The 25891-nt window shown below is 71.2% G+C and carries 25 protein-coding genes, 2 pseudogenes and 1 riboswitch; of the genes and pseudogenes, 6 read left to right on the top strand and 21 right to left on the bottom strand.

Features of this window, described 5'->3' with window-relative positions:
* Window positions 1-55: 55 nt before the first annotated feature.
* Genes OG202_RS08545 through OG202_RS08535 form a run of 3 tightly spaced genes read right to left on the bottom strand, consistent with a single transcriptional unit; the run spans window position 56 to window position 3215 of the window.
* Window positions 56-865, bottom strand: a complete 810-nt coding sequence (locus OG202_RS08545; RefSeq protein ID WP_327730734.1) for a methyltransferase domain-containing protein — start codon at window positions 863-865, stop codon at window positions 56-58.
* Window positions 862-1878 (bottom strand): aminotransferase class I/II-fold pyridoxal phosphate-dependent enzyme, encoded by a 1017-nt coding sequence (locus tag OG202_RS08540; RefSeq protein WP_327730735.1) that lies wholly within the window; start codon window positions 1876-1878, stop codon window positions 862-864. Before OG202_RS08540 ends, OG202_RS08545 begins: the two co-directional genes overlap by 4 nt.
* Complete coding sequence (locus tag OG202_RS08535) at window positions 1875-3215, bottom strand: radical SAM protein (RefSeq protein WP_327730736.1); 1341 nt, start codon at window positions 3213-3215, stop codon at window positions 1875-1877. The genes OG202_RS08540 and OG202_RS08535 overlap by 4 nt, the downstream gene beginning before the upstream one ends.
* A gap of 204 nt (window positions 3216-3419) precedes the next feature.
* Here OG202_RS08535 and OG202_RS08530 point away from each other — a divergent pair.
* A pseudogene (locus OG202_RS08530) lies at window positions 3420-3505 on the top strand (chaplin family protein); the annotation flags it as partial.
* Between the two features lie 75 nt (window positions 3506-3580).
* Here the strand turns inward: OG202_RS08530 and OG202_RS08525 are convergent.
* From OG202_RS08525 to OG202_RS08495, 7 genes are all read right to left on the bottom strand, one after another.
* On the bottom strand, window positions 3581-4420 hold the full coding sequence (locus OG202_RS08525) for an SGNH/GDSL hydrolase family protein (RefSeq protein ID WP_327730737.1): 840 nt from the start codon (window positions 4418-4420) through the stop codon (window positions 3581-3583).
* A 165-nt stretch (window positions 4421-4585) separates the two neighbouring features.
* Complete coding sequence (locus OG202_RS08520) at window positions 4586-5602, bottom strand: hemolysin family protein (protein ID WP_326584315.1); 1017 nt, start codon at window positions 5600-5602, stop codon at window positions 4586-4588.
* Window positions 5599-6999: a hemolysin family protein gene (locus OG202_RS08515; protein WP_327730738.1), complete on the bottom strand. Its 1401-nt coding sequence runs from the start codon at window positions 6997-6999 to the stop codon at window positions 5599-5601. The genes OG202_RS08520 and OG202_RS08515 overlap by 4 nt, the downstream gene beginning before the upstream one ends.
* Window positions 7000-7204: 205 nt before the next feature.
* Window positions 7205-7630: a GNAT family N-acetyltransferase gene (locus OG202_RS08510; RefSeq protein WP_328222563.1), complete on the bottom strand. Its 426-nt coding sequence runs from the start codon at window positions 7628-7630 to the stop codon at window positions 7205-7207.
* A 111-nt stretch (window positions 7631-7741) separates the two neighbouring features.
* Window positions 7742-8659 carry an LLM class F420-dependent oxidoreductase gene (locus OG202_RS08505; RefSeq protein ID WP_328222561.1) on the bottom strand — a complete coding sequence of 306 codons (918 nt, stop codon included), beginning with the start codon at window positions 8657-8659 and terminating at the stop codon, window positions 7742-7744.
* A gap of 49 nt (window positions 8660-8708) precedes the next feature.
* Window positions 8709-11279: an ABC transporter permease gene (locus OG202_RS08500; protein WP_328222560.1), complete on the bottom strand. Its 2571-nt coding sequence runs from the start codon at window positions 11277-11279 to the stop codon at window positions 8709-8711.
* A 4-nt stretch (window positions 11280-11283) separates the two neighbouring features.
* Entirely contained in the window at window positions 11284-12141 is an 858-nt protein-coding gene (locus OG202_RS08495) for an ABC transporter ATP-binding protein (protein ID WP_326584320.1), read from the bottom strand.
* A gap of 240 nt (window positions 12142-12381) precedes the next feature.
* On the opposite strand from OG202_RS08495, the gene OG202_RS08490 reads away from it, so the two are divergent.
* Both OG202_RS08490 and OG202_RS08485 read left to right on the top strand, forming a co-directional pair.
* Window positions 12382-12621, top strand: coding sequence for a toxin-antitoxin system HicB family antitoxin (locus tag OG202_RS08490; protein WP_326584321.1), 240 nt, complete (start codon window positions 12382-12384; stop codon window positions 12619-12621).
* A 4-nt stretch (window positions 12622-12625) separates the two neighbouring features.
* Window positions 12626-13000, top strand: coding sequence for a fic family toxin-antitoxin system, toxin component (locus OG202_RS08485; RefSeq protein WP_326584322.1), 375 nt, complete (start codon window positions 12626-12628; stop codon window positions 12998-13000).
* Between the two features lie 19 nt (window positions 13001-13019).
* Here OG202_RS08485 and OG202_RS08480 read toward each other — a convergent pair whose 3' ends face one another.
* Complete coding sequence (locus OG202_RS08480) at window positions 13020-13694, bottom strand: class I SAM-dependent methyltransferase (protein WP_327730742.1); 675 nt, start codon at window positions 13692-13694, stop codon at window positions 13020-13022.
* A gap of 218 nt (window positions 13695-13912) precedes the next feature.
* Window positions 13913-14599, bottom strand: a complete 687-nt coding sequence (locus tag OG202_RS08475) for an esterase/lipase family protein (RefSeq protein ID WP_327730743.1) — start codon at window positions 14597-14599, stop codon at window positions 13913-13915.
* Between the two features lie 109 nt (window positions 14600-14708).
* On the opposite strand from OG202_RS08475, the gene OG202_RS08470 reads away from it, so the two are divergent.
* Entirely contained in the window at window positions 14709-16925 is a 2217-nt protein-coding gene (locus OG202_RS08470) for a LuxR C-terminal-related transcriptional regulator (protein ID WP_443052227.1), read from the top strand.
* Window positions 16926-17006: 81 nt separating this feature from the next.
* Here OG202_RS08470 and bioD read toward each other — a convergent pair whose 3' ends face one another.
* Genes bioD through bioB form a run of 3 tightly spaced genes read right to left on the bottom strand, consistent with a single transcriptional unit; the run spans window position 17007 to window position 20273 of the window.
* A complete protein-coding gene (bioD, locus tag OG202_RS08465; RefSeq protein ID WP_327730744.1) occupies window positions 17007-17732 on the bottom strand; it encodes a dethiobiotin synthase in 726 nt (241 codons plus the stop codon).
* Between the two features lie 14 nt (window positions 17733-17746).
* Window positions 17747-19036: an adenosylmethionine--8-amino-7-oxononanoate transaminase gene (locus OG202_RS08460; RefSeq protein ID WP_327730745.1), complete on the bottom strand. Its 1290-nt coding sequence runs from the start codon at window positions 19034-19036 to the stop codon at window positions 17747-17749.
* On the bottom strand, window positions 19029-20273 hold the full coding sequence (gene bioB / locus OG202_RS08455) for a biotin synthase BioB (protein WP_326584327.1): 1245 nt from the start codon (window positions 20271-20273) through the stop codon (window positions 19029-19031). Before bioB ends, OG202_RS08460 begins: the two co-directional genes overlap by 8 nt.
* 199 nt (window positions 20274-20472) lie before the next feature.
* Here bioB and OG202_RS08450 point away from each other — a divergent pair, with 199 nt between their 5' ends.
* Entirely contained in the window at window positions 20473-21603 is a 1131-nt protein-coding gene (locus OG202_RS08450; RefSeq protein ID WP_327730746.1) for an 8-amino-7-oxononanoate synthase, read from the top strand.
* Between the two features lie 57 nt (window positions 21604-21660).
* On the opposite strand, the gene OG202_RS08445 is transcribed toward OG202_RS08450, so the two are convergent.
* Together OG202_RS08445 and OG202_RS08440 are read right to left on the bottom strand one after the other, a co-directional pair.
* Entirely contained in the window at window positions 21661-21885 is a 225-nt protein-coding gene (locus OG202_RS08445; protein ID WP_327730747.1) for a DUF397 domain-containing protein, read from the bottom strand.
* A gap of 9 nt (window positions 21886-21894) precedes the next feature.
* Window positions 21895-22755, bottom strand: a complete 861-nt coding sequence (locus tag OG202_RS08440) for a helix-turn-helix domain-containing protein (RefSeq protein WP_327730748.1) — start codon at window positions 22753-22755, stop codon at window positions 21895-21897.
* Between the two features lie 247 nt (window positions 22756-23002).
* Between OG202_RS08440 and OG202_RS08435 the strand changes: the two genes are divergently transcribed.
* Entirely contained in the window at window positions 23003-23461 is a 459-nt protein-coding gene (locus tag OG202_RS08435) for an ATP-binding protein (protein WP_326584331.1), read from the top strand.
* 56 nt (window positions 23462-23517) lie between these two features.
* On the opposite strand, the pseudogene OG202_RS08430 reads toward OG202_RS08435, so the two are convergent.
* The 4 genes and pseudogenes from OG202_RS08430 to OG202_RS08415 all read right to left on the bottom strand — a co-directional run.
* Window positions 23518-23795, bottom strand: a pseudogene (locus OG202_RS08430) (DUF6328 family protein); the annotation flags it as partial.
* A 77-nt stretch (window positions 23796-23872) separates the two neighbouring features.
* Window positions 23873-24346, bottom strand: a complete 474-nt coding sequence (locus OG202_RS08425) for a C40 family peptidase (protein WP_326584332.1) — start codon at window positions 24344-24346, stop codon at window positions 23873-23875.
* Window positions 24347-24349: 3 nt separating this feature from the next.
* Window positions 24350-24520, bottom strand: a riboswitch (cyclic di-AMP (ydaO/yuaA leader).
* Between the two features lie 372 nt (window positions 24521-24892).
* A complete protein-coding gene (locus OG202_RS08420; RefSeq protein ID WP_328222559.1) occupies window positions 24893-25210 on the bottom strand; it encodes a hypothetical protein in 318 nt (105 codons plus the stop codon).
* Between the two features lie 7 nt (window positions 25211-25217).
* A complete protein-coding gene (locus tag OG202_RS08415) occupies window positions 25218-25859 on the bottom strand; it encodes an ATP-dependent Clp protease proteolytic subunit (RefSeq protein ID WP_327730750.1) in 642 nt (213 codons plus the stop codon).
* Window positions 25860-25891 lie beyond the last annotated feature (32 nt).

The raw sequence follows: 25891 nt of genomic DNA, 5'->3' as shown, positions 1-25891 counted from the left end.
GATCACCGCTCGTGCGGCCTCCGAACAGGCATGTTGCCCGGAATGCGGTGCCGGCTCAGCTCGGATGCCTGACCGGTACCGACGGCGGATCACCGATCTGGCCGTTGGCGGTTCGGGAGCGGCAGAACAGGAGCTGCTTCGGCGAGGTGCTCGTGAACGGGGATCGATCGTAGTCCCCGTAGCGCTGCGCGACGTCGAGACCGGCCAGCCGGCAGAGCGCCAGGAGTTCCTCGGGAAAGAAGCAGCGCATGCTGACCTTCTTGGTGCGTACGCACACGCCGTCGCGTAGGTAGTCCAGCGTGAAGCGCAGCACTTGCGCGGCGGCGTCGTAGCTGGTCGTCGCTCGCACGTCGAGCCTCGCCCCGTCCCGGTCCACGACCGACTTGTGGTGGTAGGGCGACTCGGGGAGCCGGCACAGCTTGGCCATGTCGGGGTTGAAGACGTCCAGGATCAGGGTCCCGCCTGGTCGCAGCACGTCTCGCGCCGAGGCGAGGAACGCGACCACGGAATCCAGGTCGTGCAGGTGCTGCATCGCGTTGGTTGCCGAGAACACCAGGGCGAAGCGCCTGTCGGAGCGGATGTCTCGGCAGTCCTGTTCCAGCCACTCGACTGGCAGTCGCTCGTCCTCGGCCCGCTGACGGGCACGCGCGAGCATCGAGGGCATGATGTCGAGCCCTGTGACCTCGACACCCGCCCGCGCGATCGGCAGGGTGATGCGCCCGGTTCCGCAGGCCACCTCCAGGACCGGACCGCCCGCCCGGACCGCTTGGTCGAGGAAGAACGGGATGTCGTGGGTGCGTGCGGTGAACTCCTGATCGTAGAAGTCCGCATCGTCGTATACGGCCAGGTCCTCCAGTGGCTTCATCGCGCCACCACCGGCGTCGGGCCGAAAGCGTCAGCAAGGCTGGTCAGGATGGAGCCGGACCAACTGCTCTCCCCGAACACGCTGACCGGCATGGCGAGTACGCCGCATTCACGCTGGAGCGTCTCCGCCGGGATTCCAACCGGGAAGAAATAGTTGCCGGGACACGTCCGGCTCGCCGTGGGAATCGCCCCGAGCACTTCGTCCGGCAACCGTTCGAACAGCCGCTCAGCCCGTGCGGCCAGTTCGTCGACGACCTGCCGGGGCACGTCGCTGTGCTCGGTCAGCAGACGGTCGGCGAGCCTCAGCTGTGCCGGCGTCGGCGGATCCGCCCGGAACGCTTCGGCCAATGCGGCGTGCGCCGGGCCCAGCAGGACCACGCCGAACGTGCGTGGCCACAGCCATCCCTTGGTGACCGAATGCAGCAGGACCGCACAACCGGTGTCCAGCAACCGCCGTGTGCCGGCGGCGAACGGGGCTCCCAGGTCGTAGACGCTGTCGATCAGCAGGCGGCGGCGTGGTGATTCCCGCAACCACGAAATCACCGAGGCGCACTCGGCGTCGGACAGGTAACGGCCGAGCGGCTTGCTGGGGTTGGCGAGCAGCAGGTATTCGGGCCGGTCGTCCGCCGGCGAGCTCGGCAGGGCCGGCGCCGGCAGCGTCGGATAGGACATGGGCGCCAGGCCCGCAGCGCGGGCCAGCTCGAAGTAGACCGGGTACACGTCACCGGGCAGCCACAACCGCGCGTGCACGGCGCGCAGCCAGTGGAACACCACACCGAGCCCGTGCCGGACCCCTCGACAGACCATGGCGTGGCCGGACCACTCTTCCGGCAGCTCGAAGCGCCGCAGCCAGGCACGGGCGAGATCGCACCGGTGCACCGTACTCATGTCGGTCGGCGGTTCCGGCCGCACCGGAGCAAGCGCCCGGTACACGTTGGTCTCGGCGGCGTCCAGAAGCGACGAGGAAGCACTGAGTTGCCGCTGCCGGAATTCCAGGAACTCCTCGAACCTCATGCCGCCGCGCCTTCCGGCACGATCTCGCTGGCCCGGTCTTCCAGGGAGGCGTAGCAGCGTCCGTCGGCCATGACGTTCCAGCTGCGTGCGATCCCGCTGGTGCGTTCCCAGAGCAGACTGGGCTCGGTGTAAGCGGCGATCCGCATCGGCCGTCCGTCCCAGCTGCCGTGGTAGACCGGCGCCCCCCAGGGCAGGCGGCTCGCCAGTTCGAAACCGTGCTGCTCGGCGAACCCGGTGACGAGGGACAGCGACACCTGGTGCTCTCGGCTCCAGACGTTGGCGGCGCGGTCGAAGTAGAGCGACTCGGTGCTGGTGGATACGTAGAGCTCTTTGAAGCAGACTTCCTCGACACCGAGAGCCGCGGCCCACGAAAGGTAGTCGGCGACCTCGGCCGCGTCGGCGACGCCGCCGTGCTGGAGTACACAGATCAACCTCATCCGCAGCCCCGGCCAGCGGTCACGTTCCACGCGCCAGGTGTCGACGACAGAGCTCACCGGCGTGCGCAGCATCATCAGCCGCTCGCTGACGGCGTCGTCCTGATGGTGCCGGGAGACCGCCAGCACGCTCAGGCCCGCCGTGCTCAGGGCTGCGAGGCGGTCGGCCCGATCAGCGTGCCGGCCTTTCGCCAGGGTGTGCGCGTTGGTGATCAGGACGACCTTCGGGAAGGCCGCCGAACAGGCGGACACCAGTCGCAGCTGCTGTTCGAACGGTATGAGCGTGGGCTCCCCGCCGCCGGTGATCACCGCACGCTCGGCACCCGCCGCACGGGCGCGCTCCAGCCAGTGGGCGACCGCGTCCCACGGGACCCGTGCCGGTGCCTGGTCGCTGGAGATCGAAGCCGCGGAGAAGCAGAACGAACAGCGGGCCTGGCAGGCGGAGGCGACCGGCAGAAGCGACACCGAGCGCGGTCGCGTGTCGGCGTAGCGACGCAGTGCCGAACCGTGCAGGTGCAGGGAGGACGCCATCGCATCCTCGACGGTCGTCGGGCGCAGAGTGAACTCGTCGCCCGCTTGGTCGAGTTCGTGGACTGCTGACAACCGGATGCGAGCCTCGCGCAGTTCCATGCCGAGGCCGGTCGACACGTTGGGCACCAGCTTGTCGGGGTCCACCATGGTTTCCAGCACCAGCAGCCGGTCACCCGGAATGGCCAGACGGTCCAGCAGGCGTCGCGCCTTGCCGATGCCGATTCCCAACTCCGCACGGGTCAGCAGGTGGAACCGGTCGGGATAGGTACTTTCGGGAATCCCCGCCTTACCGTAAGCGAACGCGTACTTGTCGAAGCCCTTCGCGAAGTTCGACAGCACGATGACGTGGAAGCGCTGGTCGCCATGGTTCATCCCGTCATCATGCATGAACGGGCCCCAGACGACAGGGGCCGAACTGCAGGCGGAGCGCGGTGTCCCGATCCGATCCGTCGTCAACGACACGCCCCGCCCTGTCGCGGTCCACGACACGGCCACTGGTGACCTGGAGACCGTTGACCAGCCGGTGTGGCCGAGGACCTGCCCTTCGCCACGAGTACCCGATCGCACCCCGATGCCAAAGCTGACGGCGCCGCGATCGGTCTCCCGGAGTCCTCGGCGGGAACGTGCTCCAGGTCCCCGTCCACGTGCCGATCAACGTCTGTTTCGGTCTGCGCCGTCGGCGCGAGACCGCCCGTGACTTACTGTGATCGGCGCACGGCAGCCGGGCGGGCTCCGGGTCAGGGCCCCACCTGTCGCCAGTCCGTCACAGGGCCGGGGGTGGTGTGGTCCGCAGGGGTGACCCAGAAGGCTTTGCCCAGCTCGGCGTTGAACTGGGCGCCTGTCCGGCCGTCGCCCGAGGAGCGGCCCGTGAGGCGGCGGCCTATCCACGGCAGCAGGTACTGGCGGGCGAACCGCGCGTGGGCCAGTTGGCGTGCGGTCCATCCGGGCGGTGGCGTCACGGGCATCGGCGTCCGCCACTCCGCGTCCTCCGCCTCGTAACCGAGTGCCTGCCAGACCGCCTCGGCGACCCGGCGGTGCCCGTCGGCCGTCAGATGCAGCCGGTCCACGTCCCACATGCGGGGGTCGCTCAGCGAAGGCGCGCCGTACAGGTCGACGACGAGGGCGCCGTGCCGGGCGGCCAGGCCGTCGACGCAGGCGAACAGTTCCTCCATGCGTGGCCGGAACCGCTCCAGGACAGGGCCCTGGCGGCCGGGGCTGCGCATCAGGACGAGCTGTTTGCAGGAGGGGGCGAGGCGCTCCACGGCCTCTTCCAGCAGTCCGGTCACCCGGCCCATGTCGCACTTCGGACGCAGGGTGTCGTTCAGGCCGCCGACCAGCGTGATCACGTCCGCCTCCATCGCGGACGCGACCTCCACCTGCTCGGCGACGATCTGCCCGATCAGCTTCCCGCGCACCGCGAGATTGGCGTACCGGAAGCCGGGCGTCTGCGCGGCCATGCGGCCCGCGAGGAGGTCCGCCCAGCCCCGGTACGTACCGTCGGGAAGGAGGTCGGACATGCCCTCGGTGAAGGAGTCGCCGACCGTGACAAGGCTGGAGTATGTGGGATTCGTCTGCATGGCGGAAACGATGCTAACGCGTTCACATACCCGTCGGTCGGTCGGCCTCCTCCACCTCGGACGTGACTCGGACATGACTCGGGCGGCACACGGACGGGACTCGGGCGGGACCGCGGACGGGCTCGGACGGGACCTCGGACGGACCTCGGACGGACCTCGGACGAGTCAGACGGATGGCTGCCCGAGCAGCTCCCGCAGCACGTCCTCCATGGTCACGATGCCCGCGAGCCGGCCGTCCTCGCCCAGCACGGCCGCCAGGTGCGTCCGGCTGCGGCGCATCGCGGTGAGCACGTCGTCCAGCGGTGTGGTCTCCCGGACCCGGGCGATGGACCGCATGTCCCGCACGGAGAACGGCACGTCGCGCGGGGCCGCGTCCAGCGCGTCCTTCACATGGAGATAGCCCACGATCCGGCGTCCCTCGTCGACCACGGGGAAACGGGAGAACCCGGACTCGGCCGACAGTCGCTCCAGTTCCTCCGGGGTGACGCCCATGCCCGCGTAGACGACCCGCTCCAGCGGGAGCACGACGTCGCGCACGGGCCGGCGGCCCAGCTCCAGGGCGTCGCGCAGCCGCTCCTGCGCGCGGTCGTCGATGAGTCCGGCCTCGCTGGAGTCCCGGACCAGACGGGCGAGTTCGGTGTCCGAGAAGGTCGCTGTGACCTCGTCCTTCGTCTCGATCCGCATCAGTTTCAGCAGCGCGTTCGCGAAGGCGTTGACCGTGAAGATCACCGGGCGCAGTGCTCGCGACAGCGCCACCAGCGGCGGGCCGAGCAGCAGGGCGCTGCGCACCGGCTCCGCGAGGGCGATGTTCTTCGGCACCATCTCGCCGAGCAGCATGTGCAGATAGGTGGCGAGCGCCAGAGCGATCACGAAGGACACCACGTGCCCCGCGCCCTCCGGCACACCCACCGCGTGGAACAACGGCTGCAGCAGATGCTCGATCGCGGGCTCCGCGACCACACCGAGGACCAGGGTGCACAGTGTGATGCCGAGCTGCGCGGCCGCCATCAGCGCGGACACGTGCTGCAGACCCCACAGCACGCTGCGCGCCCGCCGGTCGCCCTGTTCGGCGTACGGTTCGATTTGGCTGCGGCGCACCGAGATCAGGGCGAACTCGGCGCCCACGAAGAAGGCGTTGACGACCAGCGTCGCGAAACCGATCAGCAGCTGGACGGCGGTCATCGGGTCTCCTCCTCGTGCTTCTCGTGCTCCTCGTGCTTGTCGTTCTTGTCGCGCTTCTCGCGTTTCCCGTCTTCTTCGTGCTCCTCGTCGGACGCGGCCGGCGCGTGCAGCAGCACCCGCGCGGCCCGGCGGCCTGCGGCGTCCACCACGTCGAGCCGCCAGCCGACGACCTCGACGGTGTCGCCGACGGCCGGAATACGGCCCAGCTCGGTGGCGATCAGGCCCGCGAGCGTCTCGTACGGCCCCTCGGGTGTCCGCAGGCCCACGCGGGCCAGCTGGTCGGTGCGGGCCGAGCCGTCGGCCGAGTAGAGCTCCCGGCCGTGCTCGTCGGTGCCGACGGGGGCCAGGTCGGGTGTCTCGTGCGGGTCGTGCTCGTCCCGTACCTCTCCGACGACCTCCTCGACGATGTCCTCCAGGGTCACGACGCCGGCGGTCCCGCCGTACTCGTCGATGACGACGGCCATGGTGCGCTTGCCCGAGAGCCGGTCCAGGACCCGGTCGACGGTCAGTGACTCGGGGACGAGGAGCGGCTCGCGCAGCAGCTCCGCCACGGAGGTGCGCAGCCGGCGCTCGGCGGGCACGGCGAGGACGTCCTTGATGTGCACGGTGCCGACGACGGAGTCCAGGCTGCCGCGGTAGACGGGGAAGCGGGACAGGCCGGTGGCCCGGGTCGCGTTCGCCACGTCCTCGCAGGTCGCCTGTGCTTCGAGGGCGATGACCTGGACGCGCGGGGTCATCACGTTCTCCGCGGTCAGATCGGCGAGGTTCAGCGTCCGCACGAACAGCTCGGCGGTGTCCTCCTCCAGGGCGCCCTCCCTGGCCGAGTGCCGGGCGAGTGCCGCCAGCTCCTGGGGGCCGCGCGCGGAGGCCAGCTCCTCGGCGGGCTCGATGCCGAAGAGGCGCACGAGACGGTTGGCGGTGTTGTTGAGGTGGGAGATGAAGGGCCGGAACGCGGCGCTGAACCAGCGCTGCGGGGTCGCCACCTTCTTCGCCACCGGCAGCGGGGCGGAGATCGCCCAGTTCTTGGGCACCAGCTCGCCGACGACCATCAGCACGATCGTCGACAGGGCCGTACCGATCACGAGCGCCACCGAGCTCGACGCGGAAGCCGGCACGCCGACCGCCTCCAGCGGGCCCGCGATGAGCTTGGCGATGGACGGCTCGGCGAGCATGCCGACCACCAGGTTGGTGACGGTGATGCCGAGCTGGGCGCCGGAGAGCTGGAACGTCAGGTTCCGTACGGCCTTGAGGGCGCCGGCGGCGCCCCGCTCGCCGCGCTCCGCCGCCCGCTCCAGCCGGCCGCGGTCGACCGTGGTCAGGGAGAACTCGGCGGCGACGAAGGCACCACAGATCAGCGAGAGCAGCACCGCCACCAGAAGGAGGAGCACTTCGGTCATCGGGTCACCTCCGTCCCATGGTCGGACAGGGGCGGGAGGATCGCGCGATGTCGTCCACCGGCTCGGGTACGGGGTGTACCGGGTCGGGTACTGGGAGGCTCGCCCATGGGCGGACGCTCACAACCTTTCCGTAGAGGTTCACTGGTCCACCCATGGTAAAGGATCGGCAAAGCGCCTTCCCGTCGCCTCCGAGCTCTCCGGGACCTCAGCCCCCGAGCGGCTTCACCCACCGCCGCCACTTCTCCTCGGGTGCGTACCCGGCCGCCCGCCACGCATGGTGGGCCGTCTCGTTCCGGACGAGCACCATCGCGTCGCCGCGTCGCCCGCCGAGCCGTACGAACCGCTCCTCGGCCGCGGTGAGCAGGGCCGAGCCGATGCCCCTGCGCCGCCGCCCGGGGTGCACCGCGAGCCGGTACAGATGGCACCGCCAGCCGTCGAAGCCGGCGATGACCGTGCCCACCAGTTCGCCGTCCAGCTCGGCGAGGATCAGCGTCTCGGGGTCACGGGCCACCAGCCGCTCGACGCCCTCGCGGTCGTCGCTGATGCTCGTGCCCTCCGCCGCCACCTTCCAGAAGGCGAGGACGACGTCGAGGTCGTCGGGCGTCGCGGCCCGTATGCGCAGGTCGGTCATGGGCCGATCCCACCACGGGGGGCGGACGGCGGCCTGGAATTCCAGGATCCGGACAGGGGTCACGCGGTGGCGGACCGACCGGTCCCGCACCCGGCCTCGCGCCGGCGCACGTCATCTGCCGTGCAGCGCCTCGACGATCTTCGCGAAAGCCTCCATGTTCGGCTCCAGAACCGTCAGATACGAGAATCCGTACCGCTCCCGCTGCGCCAGCACCTGGTCGACGATCTCCTCCAGTGTCCCCACGAGGACCAGCGGCAGTTGGAGGGCCTGCTCCTCGCTCAGGTTCGGGAGGTGGCTGAGCCACGGCCGCACGGCGGCGCCGCGGTCCTCGGTGAGCTCGACGATCTGGACCAGCAGGTTGAGCTCGGCGGGCTCCTTCCGCCCGGCGGCGAACTCCTGGTAGCGGCCGACCCGTTCGTCGAGTTCCTCGGCGGTCAGTGGTTCCAGCTTGCCGTCGGCCACCGTCCGCGCGCCCGTGAACGCCGCGATGTCCGCGTGCTCGGCGGTGATCCGCAGCATCCGGTCGCCGTTGGCGCCGATGAGCAGCGGCATCCGGGGCCGCTGAGCCGGACGCGGCACGGGGGTCTCCCCGCTCGAACGCAGTCCAGAGTGGGGGAGCTCATCGGAGCCGAGGAGCCGGTCCAACTCCTCGACCGTGCGCAGCAGATGGTCGACCCGCTCGCCCGGCGACCCCCAGGGCAGCCCCGCCTTCTCGTGCTCGGCCGGTACGTACCCGGTGCCGAGCCCCAGCTCCAGGCGTCCGCCGGTCAGCGCGTCCGTGGTGGCCACCTCACGTGCCAGCAGCGTCGGGTTCCAGAACCCCGCGTTCAGCACGAACGTGCCGAGCCGTGGCCGTTCGGTGGCCTCCGCCGCGGCGACCAGGGACGGGAACGGGGCCGGCATGCCCAGATGGTCGGGGACCAGGATCACGTCGTAGCCGAGCTGTTCGGCGCGGCGACACTTCGCGCGCCACTGCCCGGCTGACGTGGGGCTGAGCAGATTGACTCCGAAACGGAACGGGCGCGGCATGAACTCTCCTCACCTGTAAGGGACTTGAGCCGACATCCCGTCGAGTACATCACTCGTGCGCGATGGCCGCCAGCACGTTCATCCGGGATGCGCGCAGCGCGGGCAGCAGCGCCGCCACGACGCCCACCACCGCCGAGCCGATCACCACGGCGACGACCGTGCCCCACGGGATCGCCAGCGCCTTCATGCCCTGGAGTGCCAGCACCTGCTGCACGCACACCCCCCAGACCAGCCCCAGCGCGAGCCCGAGGACCGCCCCGAACACGGCGATCACCACCGACTCCAGCCGGATCATCCGCCGCAACTGCCGTCGGCCCAGCCCGATCGCGCGCAGCAGCCCGATCTCCCGGGTGCGCTCGACCACCGACAGGGCGAGGGTGTTGACCACGCCGAGCACCGCGATGACGATCGCGAGGCCGAGCAACGCGTAGACCAGATAGAGGAGTACGGCGATCTGGTTGCGGATCAGCTCCTTGTAGTCGGCCTGGTCACGGGCCTGTACCTGCGGATACGCGTCCAGTGTCCGTTCCAGGTTCGCGCGCAGTTCGTCGGCGTCGACGCCGGAGCCGGCGTTCACGTACAGCGCCGAGTCCTGGCCCTCGGGCACGTACTTCTCGATGGTGCCCATCCCGAAGTACAGCCCGCCCCGCACCCCGAAGCCGTCGGCGGTGTCCTGGTCGGTGAGCGCGGCCACCTTCAGCTCGGCGTTCTTCCCGGCCGGGAACCGGACGGGGATCGTGCTGCCCACCCTCACGTCGTGCTCCCGCGCGAACTCCACGTCCATGGCGATGGATCCGTCCGCCAGCGCGGCGGCGCTGTCGCCCTGGGCGTAGGTGACGTTCGCGACCTCGTCGAGCCGCGGGTCGTAGGCCGCGGCGGTCGTCTCGACCCGCTCGCCGTCGGGCAGCCGTACCTCGACCGGGGTGAACCGCTGCCGTACGACGAGGCCGGCGCCGTCCGTGGCGCGGACCTTGTCGGTGACCTCGGGCGGGAACGGCAGGAAGTTCTGGTTCTGGATGACGAAGTCGGCGCCGAGCGTGTTGTCGATCTCGTCGTCGAAGGACTTGGTCATCGAGGCGCTGGCCACGGACATCCCGCCGACCAGCGCGATCCCCACCATCAGCGCGGCGGCGGTCGCCCCGGTCCGGCGCGGGTTGCGCAGGGCGTTGCGCTGGCTCATCCGGCCGACGGAGCCGAACAGCGCGGGAAAGGCGCCGCCCAGGACCCGGATCACCGGCCGTACGAGCAGCGGTCCCGCGATGACCGTCGCGACGAGGGTGAGGACCACGCCGAGGCCGAGCAGGGAGGCCGCCGAACCCGTGTCCGACGACACCGCGCACCCCACGAGCGCGGCGGCACCGGCCGCCCCCACGATCCCGCCGACCACCGCGCGTACCTTCAGCGGTCGCCCCACTCCGGCGATCTCGGCGTCCGAGAGCGCCGCCATCGGCGACACGGTCGACGCCCGTCGCGCGGGCAGATAGGCCGCGACGAAGGTGACGCCGAGCCCGACGACGTATGCCGCGACCGGCGTGCCCACGCCGATCACCATCTCGGTCGACTTCAGGTTCATTCCGAAGGCGCCCATGAGCTCGATCAGCCCGAAGGCCAGCCCGATTCCCGCGGCGAGGCCGAGCGTCGACCCGACGAGGCCGAGGAGCGCCGCCTCGGTGAGCACCGACCGCCGCACCTGCCGCCGGTCGGCGCCCAGCGCCCGCAACAGGCCGAGTTCGCGGGTGCGTTGGGCGATGAGCATGGAGAAGGTGTTGACGATGAGGAATATCCCGACAAGCGTGGCGATCCCGGCGAAGCCGAGCATCACGTACTTGATGACGTCGAGGAATCCGCCGAGCGAGGCCGCGGCCGACTCGGCCTGTTCGTCGGCGGTCTGGTAGTCGTACGCCGTCGGCCCCAGCGCGTCGGCGATCCGCCGCTTGAGCTGGTCGTCGCTCACACCGGGCTCGGCGGTCACCGAGATGGTCGTGGCGGCGTCGGGGTCGCCCAGCAGCTCGGTCTGCGCAGCCCGGGTGTCGAGGAAGACCAGCGCGGCACCGGGGTTGGTGGTGGTGAAGGTGGCGATGCCGACGATTTCCACCTTGAAGGAGCCCGGCTGGGCGAGCACCGTCAGGGTGTCGCCGATCCGCACGTCCTTGTTCTTCGCGGTGTCCGCGTCGAGCAGCGCCTGGCCGGGGCCCTGCGGTGCGTGTCCGCTGGTCAGCTCCACCGGGCTGCGGTCGGTGAGGTACCAGTTGGTGGCGATGGTGGGGGCGCCCGTCGTCGGGCCCACCGACTCGTTCTCGCTGTCGACGACCGTGACGTTCTCCACGGCCGCGTCCACATGGGTGTCCGCGACGCCGTCGACGCCCGCGATCCGCCCCGCGAGCGAGGCGGGCACGGTCTCGACCGCCCCGGTCGGCAGCTGCCCCGTCAGATCGTCGTCCTTCGGGCCCACCGTCACATCGGCCGAGGTGGAGGCGAAGAGCCGGTCGAAGGTACGGGTGACCGTGTCCGAGAAGATGAGGCTGCCCGCGACGAACGCCACGGACAGGACGATCGCCAGCGCCGAGAGCAGCAGCCGCCCCTTGTGCGCGAGGAAACTCCGCAGGGTCGCCTTGAGCACGGTCTCAGTCCTTGTCGAGGTCGATGGACTCGCCGGTGGGCCCGTCGGCCGGTGCACCGGTGGGGGCGCTCTCGCCGTCGAACGTCGCCCGGATCGTGTCGAACCGCTTCATGCGTTCCAGGACGGCCTCGGCCGTGGGCCGCTCCATGCGGTCCACGATCCGGCCGTCGGCGAGGAAGAGCACCAGGTCGGAGTGGGCGGCGGCGCCCGGGTCGTGGGTGACCATGACGACCGTCTGGCCCAGTTGGTCGACCGCCTCGCGCAGGAAGCCCAGTACTTCGAGCCCGGCGCGGGAGTCGAGGTTGCCGGTCGGCTCGTCGGCGAAGATCAGCTCGGGCCGGGAGGCGAGCGCGCGGGCACAGGCGACGCGCTGCTGCTGGCCGCCGGAGAGCTGGGACGGCCGGTGCCTGAGCCGGTCCCGCAGCCCGAGGGTGTCGATGACCTGGTCCAGCCACTTCTCGTCGGGCTTCTTGCCCGCGATGTCCATGGGCAGGGTGATGTTCTCGGCCGCGTTCAGCGTGGGGATCAGGTTGAAGGACTGGAACATGAAGCCGATCCGGTCCCGGCGCAGCCGCGTCAGATCGCGGTCCTTGAGGCCGGTGATCTCGGTGTCCCCGAGCCACACCTGTCCGGCCGAGACGGTGTCGAGCCCCGCCAGACAGTGCATCAGCGTGGACTTCCCCGAGCCCGAGGGGCCCATGACCGCGGTGAAGCGGCCGCGCGCGATGTCCACGTCGACCGAGTCGAGGGCGAGCACCGTCGTCTCGCCCGAGCCGTACGCCTTCGTCAGGCCCCGGGCGCGGGCGGCGATGCCGTCGGCTTCCGCGCGGCCGAGGGTGTGCTCAGCGGCAGCAGTGGACAAAACGGCCTCCAGGCTCGAACCAGTTCGAATTCCGGGCGTTTCCCGGCCGAGCCTAGTGTGACTCAGGGCACAGCAGGAATCCCCCCGAAGTCCGAGGCCGTCTCCGTCGCAGGTCGGGCATCCGGTATCGATGTAAGGGGCACGCAAGGTGGGGTCTCAGGGGCGGCGCGGACGGCGCACTCGGGGTATCGGGGGAAAGGCGCCCTTGCCTCGCTAGCACTCCGGCGCTAGCGTCGAGTCATGGCCAAGACTCAGCTGAATGTCCGGGTGGACGAGGACACGGCCCGAGCGGCCCGTGAACGAGCCCTGGAGCGCGGGATGAGTGTGAACCGGTACATCGAGGAGTTGGTCCGGCAGGACGCCGGCGAAGCGGGCCACACCTTCGTCGAGTCCGCCGCCGACTTCATGAAGCAGTACGAGGCGGTCTTCGTCGAGGAGTTCGGCGCGGAGCTCGAAGGCCGGCGCGAGGGACGTCACTGATCCCTTGAGCCAGCTCAGAATCGACCTCGCCTGGCTCCTGATGGTCGCCGAACAGAAGACGCCCGGAGACCCCCAGGTCACCGACTGGGGCGCCCTCGTCGCGGCCGTCGCCCGGCACGAGGCCGAGATCTTCGACGTCCCCGTCTACGACACCCCGCACGCCCGGGCCGCCGCGCTCCTCCAACTGCTCATGCACGTCCCCGCGTTGGAGCGTTCCAACGCGCTGTTCGCCTCCGCCGTCGCCTACGGCTACCTGGTGGCCAGCGGCGTCAAGGTCGTCACCTCCGCCGAGCAGGTGCGCGAACTGGCCAGACTGGTCAAGAGCGGCGAGGCCACCGTGCACGCCATCACGCGGGAGCTGCGCCAGTGGAGCCTGTGAGGCGGGCCCCGCACACGCGTCAGCTCTCGCCGTCGCCGAGTTCGGGACGTCGCGCCCGGCCCACCACACAGTAGGAACTGGGCAGCCGCGGCCCGTTCTCGGGCACCAGGACCTCCCGGACCGCCCCGACCTCGAACCCGGCGGCCCGGATCGCGCCGACCGGGTCGCGGGACACATGGCAGCCGCCGAACAGCAGCGGCCACACCGAGGCGTCCAGCGCCCGCTGGGCCGTCCGCATGGCCCGTCCGCCGCCCCGGCCGTGCTCGAAGAACCGCAGCTCACCGCCGGGACGCAACACCCGGCGCACCTCGCTCAGCGAGCGCCGTACGTCCCGCACACTGCACAGCACCAGCGACACGACGGCCGCGTCGAACCCCTCGCTCTTGACCGGCAGCGCCTCCGCCGCGCCCGGCACCACGTCCACGGGCACCTCGGCGCGCAGGGCGGCCTCCAGGGCCAACTGCCGCAGGGAGTGCTCCGGCTCGATCGCCACCACCTCCGAGACCGTGCTCGGGAAGCGCGCGAAGTTCAGCCCGTTTCCGGCGCCGATCTCGATGACCCGGCCCGAGAGCCCGGCGAGCAGTTCGTCGCGCAGAGGGCCGATCCTCGGCTCCGCCGACACGCTCAGTCTGGCGTAGAACCGGGCGAAGAGGGGGTGGTGCACGGCGTCCTTCGCGGCGCGGGCGCGGGCCATGAGGACCTCCCGAAGCGGACGGCAGATACCGCGATTGTCCCCCGGGAAGCACCGGCTCACCCGTCGCGGCCCGGAGCGGGAACGGCTCATCCGTCGCGGCCCGGAGCGGGAACGGCTCATCCGTCGCGGCCCGGAGCGGGAACGGCTCACCCGTCGCGCGGCCCTGGGGAGGAGGCCGCGCGACGGGCACGGGACGTACGAGTGCTGAGCCGGGAGGGTCAGGCGATGAAGGCCCGGACCTGCTCGTAGATCCCCTCGTCGTTGTTCATCTCGTTGTGCGCGACGCAGCCGACCTCGACGTTCGTCGCGCCGCTGAGGATCGCGGACGTGTCCGGGGTGAGCGCGTCGTCGCAGTTCGACCAGTAGCTGGCGTACGACACACTGCCCGGTGTCTCGTCACCGGAGTTCAGCGCGGTCAGGAACGAGCTGCCGGTGTACATCTCGCCACAGGACGTGTAGAGCCACCGGCACCAGCCGGCGACGGTCGTCCCGTGGTTCACGCCGGCCGTGGAGACGAAGTCGTCCACGTACGCCGTTCCGCCCAGGTTCTTGAGGTAGTACCGGGAGCTGAGCGCGCCCATCGAGTGGACGACCACGTCGACCTTGGAGGCGCCCGTCGCGGCGCGCACACTCTCGATCTTCGTCTTGAGCTGCGCGGCCGTCGTGACGTTGGACTGGCCCCAGTCGTAGGACCAGGAGTACAGCTCCGAGGACGTGTAGCCGTCGGCCTTGAAGTACGAGATCCAGTCGTCCCAGGTGCCGGACGAACTGCTCAGACCGTGTACGAAGACGACGGGGTTGTGGGTCGCGGCCTGAGCGGAAGGCGCGGAGAAGGAGAGCGACAGAAGGAGCGTGGTGGTCACGGTCCCGAGGGCCGTGGCGATACGGCGCATGCGGCGCTGCATGGTGCCTCCTGAAACGGGTGGGGTTCGTTCGGAGTGTCAGGGGGGTCTACGCGCGCCGCATCGGCGAAATCGCCGGTCTTTACTGGTCGGTTAACTCGCAAGTAACGTGATGGGTGTGGTGACTCCGGTGAACCCCCCACGACTTCCGCATCGCTCGCCACCGCCCCCCACGAACGTGTGGTCGAGCCCGGACGCAGCGTCGGCCGCCGTGCCCACGCTGTCCGAAGGCGTGCGCGTACGCCTGCTGCACGCCGCCCACGGCGACCCGCGGGCCGCCGCGGAACTCGCCGCCGCCCTGACCCCACGCCAGCTCACGGGACTCGACCCGCTCCCCGCCGAGCCCCTGTCGCTGGCCCCCGCCCTGCTGCGGACCCACCGGCGGGACGTACGGGCCCTGCCCGACGACACCCGGTTCCTGCTGCTCCTCGCCGCCGCCGACCAGCACCCGGTCCCGACCCACGCCTACGCGCGCGCCGTCACCTCGGCCCGGCTCGACACCCGCCCCCTCGACACGGCGGAGGCCGCGGGCCTCGCGCACGCCACGGCCCAGGGCATCGTCTTCCGGGACGCCTGGACCCGGATCGCCGTGTACGAGTCCGCGTCCATGGCCGACCGGCGCGAGGCCCATCGCCTCCTCGCCGCCGTCCTCAGCGGCGAGGGCGAGAGACCCGGCCGGTCCTGGCACCGGGCCGCCGCCGCCCTCGGCCCCAGCCGCCGCCTCGCCGCCGAACTGCGCCTGGCGGCACGGGTGGCACGTGCCATCGGCGACCCCACCCTGGCCTCCGCCCTCGCCGAACGCGCCGCCGGCCTCACCCCCGAACCGGCCGAACGCATGCCCCTGCTCGCCCAGGCGGCCGCCGAGGCCTGGCAGGCGGGCGACGGCGACCGCGCCCGCCGCCTCGTCGCCGCGACCGACGACGACGCCCTCGCCGGACTGCTCGCCCTACGCGCCGGAAACGCGGCCGAGGCCTTCGACGCCCTGCTCACCGCCAGCGTCCGGCACGTCGGCGACCACACCACGGACAGGGCTGCCCATCTGTTGGCACGAGCCACCGAGGCCGCCATCTACACCGGTGACCTGCGCCGCTGCCGGGAGGCCGCCGCCGTCGCCGACGGACTCGGCATCCTGCCGCCCAGCACCCTCGGCGCCCTCGCCGCGGCGTTCGAGGGACGGTACGACGACGCCCGGGATGTCCTCGAAGCCGCCGCCGGGCGCTGCGGTCCCGGTGGCGACCCCACCCAGCTGATCCACTCCGGGATCGCCGCCCTGCTCCTCGGCGACCACACCCGCGCTGTCACCGCCACCGCCCGCGCCGCCGCCTCCGCACGGGCCAGGGGTGAGACGGTGACCGTGCCGCAGGCCATGGAGTTCCGGGCCTACGCCGAGTTCTGGACCGGGCGCCCCAAGGCCGCCGAGGCCGCCGCCCTCGACGCCCTGCGCCAGGCGTACGCCACCGGACAGGACAACGGGGCCTGCCACCTCCAGGCAGCCCTCGCGATGTTCGCCGCCGTCACCGGCGACGAGCAGGTCTGCCGGGAGCGCGCCGAGTCCGCCCGCGCCTACGCCCTGGAACGCGGCCTCGGACTGCCCGCCGCCCTCGCCATGTTCGCCCTCGCCTTCCTCGACCTGAGCACCGGCCGGTACGCCGCCTCGGCCGCCCGCCTCCGCGCGCTCGCCGGCTTCGGTCCCGGGCACGGGCACCGGGCCATCCGGCACATCGCCACCCCGCACTACGTCGAGGCCGCCGTCCGCACAGGCGACACCCGGGTGGCCCGCGCCGCGCACGCCGACTACGACCGCTGGGCCCGCACCGTCCGCAGCGCCGACGACCTCGCCCTCAGCGCCCGCTGCCGCGCGCTGCTCGCCACCGGGGAGGAGGCGGTCGAGCACTACCGGGCGGCCCTCGACCTGCACGCCTCAGGCACCCGCGACTTCGAACGCGCCCGCACCGAACTGCTCTTCGGCAGCGCCCTGCGGCGCCTGCGCAACCGCACCGAGGCCCGCGACCGGCTCCACAGTGCCCTGGAGGCCTTCGACCACTTCGGCTCACCGCACTCCGCGGCCCAGGCCCGCGCCGAACTCCGCGCCCTCGGCGAGCGCGCCTCCACCGCCCCGGCCGCGGAGGCCCTCGCGACCCGGTTGACGGCCCAGCAGCTCATGATCGCCCGCATGGCCGCGGACGGCGCGACCAACCGGGAGATCGCCGCGAGGCTGCTCCTGAGCCCGCGCACGATCGACCACCATCTGCGGGGGGTGTTCTCCCGGTTGGGGATCAGGTCGAGGATCGAGTTGGTGAGGCTGCTTGGGGAGCAAACGGAGCCGTAGGGGTGCTGACTTGTGTCGACCGCGGATTCGTCGTGGCTGGTCGCGCAGTTCCCCGCGCCCCTTTCGGGGCGCGGCCCGGCCTCAGGACGCAGCGGCGCTCTGCCGTGCCGTGAACGCGGCGGCATCCCATACGCCACCCAGCCCCGGTGCCAGCCAGTCGGCGGCCCTCGCCCGGAAGTCGGCCGGTTCCCACCTCCCCGCCCCCGCGGGAACCGCCCCCAGCAGCGGTGCGTCGGCCACCACCGGCAGGTCCGCCAGGTTGCAACGGGACGCCAGATCGGGGGCCTTGGGCCAGCTGCCGATCACGACACCCGCCAACTCCACCTCACGCACCCGGAGTTCACGGGAGGTCAGCTCGGTCGTGTTCAGCGTCCCCAGCCCCGCCGAGGCGACCAGCAGCACCGGCGCGCCGAGCAGCCGGGCCGTGTCCGCCAGCGTGCCGCCCGCCTCGTCGAAGCGGACGAGGAGCCCTCCCGCGCCCTCGACCAGCACCAGGTCGTGGTCGACGGCGAGTTTGGCCGCCGCCTCGGCCACGTCCTCCGGGTGCACCGGGGGCAGGCCGGAGCGTCGCGCGGCGGTCGCGGGAGCCAGCGGCTCGGGATAGCGGGCGAGTTCGCGGACGGTCACGGTGCCCGCGAGCCTGGCCACCTCGTCCGCGTCGCCGCGCTCGTCCGGCCGCAGACCCGTCTGCGCGGGCTTGAGCACGGCCACGGACCGGCCGGCCGCCACGGCCACCGCCGCGACGGCCGCCGTGGTGATCGTCTTGCCGACCTCCGTGCCCGTCCCCGTGATCACCAGGACCGTCATGTCACCTTCCTCCGTCATCCCGCCGTCGCCGCCGCGCACACCGCGCGCGCGATCCGTGCCACGTCCTCGTCGCCCGTGACGTACGGCGGCATCGTGTAGACGAGATCGCGGAAGGGACGCAGCCACACGCCCTCGCGAACGGCGGCCGCCGAGGCCGCCCGCATGTCCACCGGGCGGTCCAGCTGCACGACCCCGATCGCGCCGAGGACGCGTACGTCCCTCACCCCCGGCACCTCACGCGCCGGCGCCAACCCGTCCCGCAGCCCCGCCTCGATCCGCTTGACCTCCGCGAGCCAGTCCTGGCCGAGCAGCAGCTCGATCGAGGCACAGGCGACGGCCGCCGCCAGCGGGTTGCCCATGAAGGTGGGCCCATGGGCCAGCACCGGCACCTCGCCCCGTGAGATCCCGTCGGCCACCCGGGCGGTGCACAGCGCCGCCGCCATGGTCATATAACCGCCGGTCAGTGCCTTGCCGACACACATCACGTCCGGCGTCACCGCCGCGTGGTCCGCCGCGAACAACGCGCCCGTACGCCCGAACCCGGTCGCGATCTCGTCGAACACCAGCAGCACGTCGTGCGCGTCGCACACCTCGCGCAGCACCCGCAGATACGCGGGGGAGTGGAACCGCATCCCGCCCGCGCCCTGCACCACGGGCTCCACGATCACGGCGGCCAGCTCGTCGGCGTGCCGCTCGATCGCCGAACGCAGCAGCTCCGCGTACGACTCCTCGTACGCGACCGGCGGCGCGTCCACGAACACCTGCCGGGGCAGGACGCCCTGCCACAGCTCGTGCATCCCGCCCTCCGGGTCGCACACCGACATCGGCTGCCAGGTGTCGCCGTGGTAGCCGCCGCGCCAGGTCAGCAGCCGCTGCTTGCCGGGGCGGCCGAGCGAACGCCAGTACTGCAGGCACATCTTGGCCGCGACCTCGACGGAGACCGACCCCGAGTCGGCGAGGAAGACATGCTCCAGGCCTTCGGGCGACATGTCGACAAGATGCTTCGCCAGCCGCACGGCGGGCTCATGGGTGAGCCCGCCGAACATGACGTGGCTCATCCGGCCGAGCTGCTCACGTGCCGCCTCGTTGAGGACGGGGTGGTTGTAGCCGTGGATCGCCGACCACCACGACGACATGCCGTCGACCAGTTCGCCCGAGCCGTCCGCGAGCTGCAGCCGGACCCCGCTCGCCGACTTCACGACGAGCGGTTCCTGCCGGCCCGGCATGGGCCCGTACGGATGCCACACGTGCCGCCGGTCGAGCTCCAACAGTTCGGGCACGGTCGGACGGGGCAGGTCAGGCATTGGGCGCGAGATCCGTTCCGGCGCCCCGACGGCGTACGGCCACCAGATCCGTTCGCGCCTCGCCCGCCGGGGTCTCGACGGCCGGGGCCTCGGCGGCGGAACCGCACACCCCGCCCCCCGCGTGCGACCCACAGCCCGCGCCCGCGTCCTCGTGCGACCCGCAGCCGCCACCCTCGTGCGACCCGCACCCGGCGCTCTCCCGGGACCCGCAGCCCCCGCCGGCGGACACGGTCGCCCGGTGCTCCGGCAGGGTCACCTGATCGGTGCCCTCGACCTCGAAGCCGGCGTCAGCGATCATCTCCAGGTCGGCCTTGCCGGCCTGGCCCTCGCTGGTGAGGTAGTCGCCGAGGAAGATCGAGTTGGCCAGGTTCAGGGCGAGCGGCTGCATCGTACGGAGATGGACCTCGCGGCCGCCCGCGATTCGCACCTCGCTGTCGGGGCAGACGAACCGCACCATCGCCAGGATCCGCAGACAGCGCTGCGGGGTGAGGTTCCACTCCTTGGCGAGGGGGGTGCCCTCGAACGGGATCAGGAAGTTGACCGGTACCGAGTCCGGGTCGAGTTCGCGCAGGGAGAAGACCACGTCGACCAGGTCCTCGTCGCTCTCGCCCATGCCCGCGATCAGGCCCGAGCAGGCCGACAGGCCCGCCGCGTGCGCCTTCTGGACGGTGTCGACGCGGTCGGCGTACGTGTGCGTCGTCGTGATCTCGCCGTACGTCGCCTCGGACGTGTTCAGGTTGTGGTTGTAGGCGTCCGCGCCCGCCTCGCGCAGGCGTTCGGCCTGGCCGTCGGAGAGCAGACCGAGGCAGGCGCACACCTCTACGCCCTCGTGTCGGTCCTTGATGGTCTTGATGGTGTCGGAGACCCGGTCCACGTCCCGGTCGGTCGGACCGCGCCCGGAGGCCACCAGGCAGACCCGCTTGGCGCCCCCGGCGAGCCCGGCCGCGGCGGCCTCGGAGGCCTCGTCGGGCTTGAGCCAGCTGTACTTGAGGATGCCGGCGGTCGAGCCGAGCCGCTGCGAGCAGTAGGAGCAGTCCTCGGGACACAGACCGGACTTGAGGTTGACCAGATAGTTCAGTTTCACCCGGCGCCCGAACCAGTGCCGGCGCACCTTCCCGGCCGCGGCCACCACGTCCAACAGCTCGTCGTCGGAGGTGCCGAGGACGGCGAGCGCCTCGGCACGGCTCAGCGGCTCGCGCCGGAGCCCCTTGTCCACCAGCGTGTTCAGCAGGTCCATGAGAGCCGATCCTGTCCTACCAGGCCGCTCCCGGCCAAGGAGAGTTCGGACAACAGAGTGGGTTCGACGTGTGGGTATTGCCACATCGTGGGCGGCCGACCGTGCCATTAGTGTCTGTGCACTGCCTACAAATGCCCCCGCCGCGCCGTCCCACGACAGGCCGGCGCCGCGGGCTGCCCCCACCACCCCCGGAGGACCCATGGCGTTCGGCTGGATCGACGAGCAGGCGTCGGCACGCCGCCGGGCCGGGCTCGTACGCACCCTGCGCCCCCGCCCCGCCGACTCGCCGCTCCTCGACCTCGCGAGCAACGACTACCTCGGTCTGGCCCGGCACCCCGAGATCACCGAGGGGGCCGCCGAGGCCGCGCGCCGGTGGGGCGGCGGGGCCACCGGCTCCCGGCTGGTCACCGGCACCACCGAGCTGCACGGCGAGCTGGAGCGGGAACTGGCCGACTTCTGCGGCTTCGAGGCCGCCCTCGTCTTCTCCTCCGGCTACGCGGCCAACCTCGCCGCCGTCACCGCGCTCGCGCCGCACGGCTCCCTGATCGTCTCGGACGCGGGCAACCACGCCTCCCTCATCGACGGTTGCCGACTGGCCCGGGGCACCACCCAGGTCGTGGCCCACGCCGACCCCGACGCCGTCCGCAAGGCGCTGGGCACCGGGGGCCAGGAGGTTGCCGTCGCCGTCTCCGACACGGTGTTCTCCGTGGACGGTGACGCCGCCCCACTGGCCGGACTGGCCGCCGCCTGCCGGGAGTACGGCGCCGGGCTCGTCGTGGACGACGCGCACGGGCTCGGCGTCCTGGGTGACGGGGGCCGGGGCGCGCCGCACGCGGCGGGGCTCGCGGGCGACCCCGACGTGGTCGTGACGGTCACGCTGTCGAAGTCGCTGGGCAGCCAGGGCGGTGCCGTCCTCGGCCCGGCGCACGTCATCGACCACCTGGTCAACGCGGCCCGGACGTTCATCTTCGACACGGGTCTCGCCCCGGCCGCGACGGGTGCGGCGCTCGCCGCGCTCCGGCTGCTGCGCCGTGAGCCGGAGCGGGCCGCGCGGGCCCGCGAGGTGGCGAGGGAGCTGCACACACGGCTGACGGCGTCGGGCCATGAAGCGGTGCGGCCCGACGCCGCCGTGGTGTCCGTGCGCGCGCTGTCGCCGGAACAGGCGGTGCGGTGGGCGGCGGACTGCCGGGCGGCGGGTCTCGCCGTCGGCTGCTTCCGCCCACCGTCCGTGCCGGACGGCGTGTCGAGGCTGCGGCTGACCGCCCGCGCGGATCTCACGGAGGGGCAGATCGACCGAGCCGTGGGGATCATCGGCGATACGCGACCGTGAGTCGGCGTCCCGGCCGAGCGTCGCCGTAAGCGGAAGTGCGGGCGCTGTCGGTGGTGGTCACCGCAGCGTGGTGATGAATCCCTCCCAGACCTCGGGGTCGAACAGCAGGGCGGGCCCCGCCGTGTTCTTCGAGTCGCGTACGGCCACCAGTCCGGCCCAGCGGCCGGACCCGGGACGGGCCGTCTCCACGCAGTTGTTCATTCCCGTGCTGCGGCTGCTGCGCAGCCATCGCACTCCGCGCAGTTCGGTACTGGTGGTTACGTTCCGAGGCAGTGCGGACATGGTGCCTCCTTACGCGCCGGCGGCTAGCCCGGCGATGTAATCCAACGAGTCCTCGGGCGAAAGGGCGTGGATCTGAAGGGTGTTGAAGGCCTCGACATACGCCTTGAGGTCTTCTTTCCGTTCGAGATAGAGGCTACTCGTCAAGTGGTCGAGAACAACCACGTCCAGATCGGATGTGCTCCGAAATGAGAAAATTACGAAAGGACCCGTGACGCCGATGTGCGCCCCGGCAGTGAACGGCAGTACCTGCAGTCGCACTTGAGGAAGCCGCGCCGCCTCGACCAGACGGCCCAGCTGCCGGGCCATGATCTCGGGACCGCCCACCTCGCGCCGGAGAACGCCCTCGTCGAGCACGGCGCTCAGCTCCATCGGCGGGTTCCCGCGCAGCACCTCCTGCCGCGCGAGCCGTACTTCCACGAGCGCGTCGAGTTTGTCGTCTTCCAGCCCCTCCACCGCGGCCCGCGTCACCGCCCGCGCGTACTCGGGGATCTGCAGCAGCCCCGGCACCACCGAGGTCTCCAGCGTCCGCATCCCCCCGGCCTGCGACTCCAGACTGATGAAGTCCCGGTACGTCGGCGGCAGTACGCCCCGGTACGCATGCCACCAGTTGTGCCGCCCGCCGCCGTCCTCGGAGCCCGCCAACGCCAGGAGCAGCTCCCGTAACTCCGTGTCGTCGATTCCGTACGCGTCCAGCAGCTTGCGGACGTCCGCGGGCTTCACCCCGCTGGCGCCCGTCTCGATCCGGCTCACCTTGGACTGGTGCCAGCCCACGCGATGGGCCGCCTCGATACTGGTGAGCGCGGAACGGGTGCGCAGTACACGCAACTCGGCGCCGAGCTTGCGGCGGCGGACCGCCGGACCGTACTGCATGGGTTTCTCCTTCCGTCCGGCGCGCGAAGTCGGGGTGACGACAGAGGATGGACGAAGGCCCCACCCGAATACGGTCGGCCGTCGGATAGTTCACCGCTTCGAGCGACAGATATATGCATATCTTGGTGGATCGCCACCCGTGACAGCCCAGGTAGTGGCAGTCTGGCGCGAAGCACCAGTCCGGGACCGTAGTCGAACCATCCGCTCCCTGTCGGACACCGGTCCCGTGGGAAAGGGACGTCTCGCCATGGCAGATCACCTGGAAGCATCCGTCACTCTGCCGAGCGATCCCGCCTCGGTGTCCGCCGCCCGGAACTACGTCGCCAGTGTGCTCGCCGAATGGGGCCTGCCGGGCGACACGGACACCGCGGACACCGTGCGCCTGATCGTGTCCGAACTCGCCACCAACGCCGTCCAGCACACGCTCGGTCAGTCGCCCACCTTCACCGTGGACATGGCACTCGACCGGGACGAGCACCTGCGCATCGGCGTCACCGACAGTCATCCACGCTTTCCCAAACGGCTGCCGGCCGCCGTCCAGCAGGACAACGGCCGGGGCATGGTCATCATCCGCTGGCTGACCGCCGAGTGCGGCGGCAGGCTGAGCGTCAGACCCACACGGGAGGGCGGCAAGACGGTGGCGATCGAACTTCCTTGGACGGCCCCCGTGCAGCCGGTCGGGGCAGGCGGTCCGCAGGAGACCTGACAGGGCTCTCCACTGGCGACCGCGTCGTCCGTTCGGCCGAGTGCCACGTCCGGGGTTTCGGTGTTCTGCTGGAAGAGCGAGCGGGGCAGGGCGGCCGGGGCGGTGCAGAGCGCCGCCGCGAGGACCGCCGGCACCAGGGTGGTGACGTAGGTGGCGCGCTGGACGGAGTCCAGGTCCGGGAAGCGCGGAGTGAAGGCCGGCGTCGGCAGGAACGCGAAGAGGACCTCTCCCCCGGTCTGGGGGACCCGCAACTCCTGGAGCAGCTCGGAGAGTCGCGGTCGGCGCGTTCGAGGGGTGTCTCGTCGCGTGCGGGGCGGGTGCGTGCGTCGGCCACGGACGAGCGGGTAACCAGAAAGGCCCGTCGCACGCCCGTCGGGGGCGGCGGAGAGATCCGCCGCCCCCGACGGTGGGTCAGCGGACCCGGCCGTACCAGACGTTCTTCGTCCAGAGCTTCTGCAGCCGGACGACGTCACCCGTCTTCGGCGAGTGCCAGATCTTTCCCTTCCCCGCGTAGATACCGACGTGGTAGACGCTCGATCCCGAGTGGAAGAAGACGAGGTCTCCGAGCTTGCGGCTGCTCGCGGAGATGTGCTTCGTCTTGTTGTACTGCTGCTGAGCAGTACGGGGCAGCTTCTTGCCCGCCTTCTTGAACGAGTAGAGCGTCAGCCCTGAGCAGTCGAACCTGCCCGGGCCCGTGGCGCCGTACTTGTAAGGGGAGCCCTTCTTGGAAGCCGCGACCTTGAGTGCCTTCGACGCCACGGTGGCGGCCTCGGCGTCGGATGCGACGCCCGGTACCACGATGCTGCCGCTCACTGCGGCGATGGTGAGAGCCGAGGCCGTGCCGGCCCGGGTCAACAGCGACGGGACACGATTCAGCGCAGACATGCGCAACCCTTCGTCAGCCGCCTGTGAAGGATGACCTGTCGGATTCGGGCTGACAAAGTTGCCCGGCCGCTGACGCGGCTTCACCCCAAGGGCTGCTCGGCGCGGTCATGGCTTGACCGTTCCGGCGACCCGTCGTGCCTGGGTCCTCCACTCCTGCCGATGCACTCCTGTCGACCGGTCATCCGGGCGGCGGCAGGACTCGGCGTCCACCCGGATCGCCCCGCCGCTGCGGCGGGGGCTTGTCGTCAGGAAGGGATCTTGACGCACGAACGTCCGAAAATCCCAACGGAACCATGGATTTGTGGTCTTACTCACCACTCACCCGTTCGGGTGGACAGAATGATTTCGGCTGTTGTGTCCACGTGTTCGAGGAGGTCCGCACCAGCACCGGAACAGTGCATTCCGACCGCGTAGCGGGCGCGTTGTGCAACTTCACAGGTCCTCACGACGTATGGGCCGATGGGTCGATCGCGGTAGGCCGTCCGGAGGGAGCGAAGCCCGGGCCGGACGCCCCGTCAGTAGTACGGAGAGCGGCCCGGGATCGGTTCAGGCGGGCCAGCCCTCCGGCTCCGGGGGCAGCGCCACCAGGCCCGCCCGCCGCTTTCCGTCGAGGACCCGCAGGGCGCGCGCGAGCGTCGGGGCGTGCACCTCGTTCTCCCCGCTCCTGTGCATCAGTTCGAGCGCGTCGCGCAGAGCGGTCGCCTTGGCGACGAGCGCCTGCGCCGCACGCAACCCGCGGTACGTGTCGCCCGGGCGCGCCGGATTGATCCGGCCGACCAGGTCGACCACGTCCAGGTAACGGTCGATCAGCTCCGCCTCGGCGCGCGTGAGCGCGGGCAGCGGCGGCAGTTCGGGTGGGAGCATCGGTGGCTCACCTCGCGCCGGGGAGCGTGGGCGAGGTCCTGCGGCTCGGGACCACCCGGTCCGCCAGGCCGTACTCCACCGCCGCCTCGGCGTCGAGGAACTTGTCCCGCTCGATGTCGGCACTGATCCGCTCGGGGCTCTGGCCCGTGTGCCGGACGAGCATCTCCTCCAGCTTCCGGCGGTTGCGCATCAGCTCCTCGGCTCGGATCGCCAGATCGCTCGCCTGTCCCTCGATCCGGTCGGCCACCGCCGGTTGGTGGATCAGTACGCGTGCCCCCGGCAGCATGAACCGCTTGCCCGGTGTGCCCGCCGCCAGCAGCACCGCGGCGGCCGACCCCGCCTGTCCCAGACAGGTGGTCTCCACGTCACAGGTGACGAACCGGATCGTGTCGTAGAGCGCTGTCATCGCGCTGAACGAGCCGCCCGGCGAGTTGATGTACAGCGAGATGTCGCGGTCCGGCGACTGGTACTCGAGGTGCATGAACTGCGCCATCACGTCGTTCGCCGACGTGTCGTCGATCTGCGTCCCGAGGAACACGATCCGTTCTTCCAGCAACTTCGCGTACGGATCCATCGTTCGGTGACCCGCACTGGTGCGCTCGGTGAACTCGGGCAGCACATGACGGGCCGAGGGTCGGTTCGCGGGCATGGGGCGCGCCTCCTCTGATCGATTTCTGTACA

The sequence above is a fragment of the Streptomyces sp. NBC_00310 genome, from assembly GCF_036208085.1.
GTDB lineage: Bacteria > Actinomycetota > Actinomycetes > Streptomycetales > Streptomycetaceae > Streptomyces.
The sequence above is the reverse complement of the archived record's forward strand: the minus strand, read 5'-3'. Positions and strand labels throughout refer to the sequence as shown.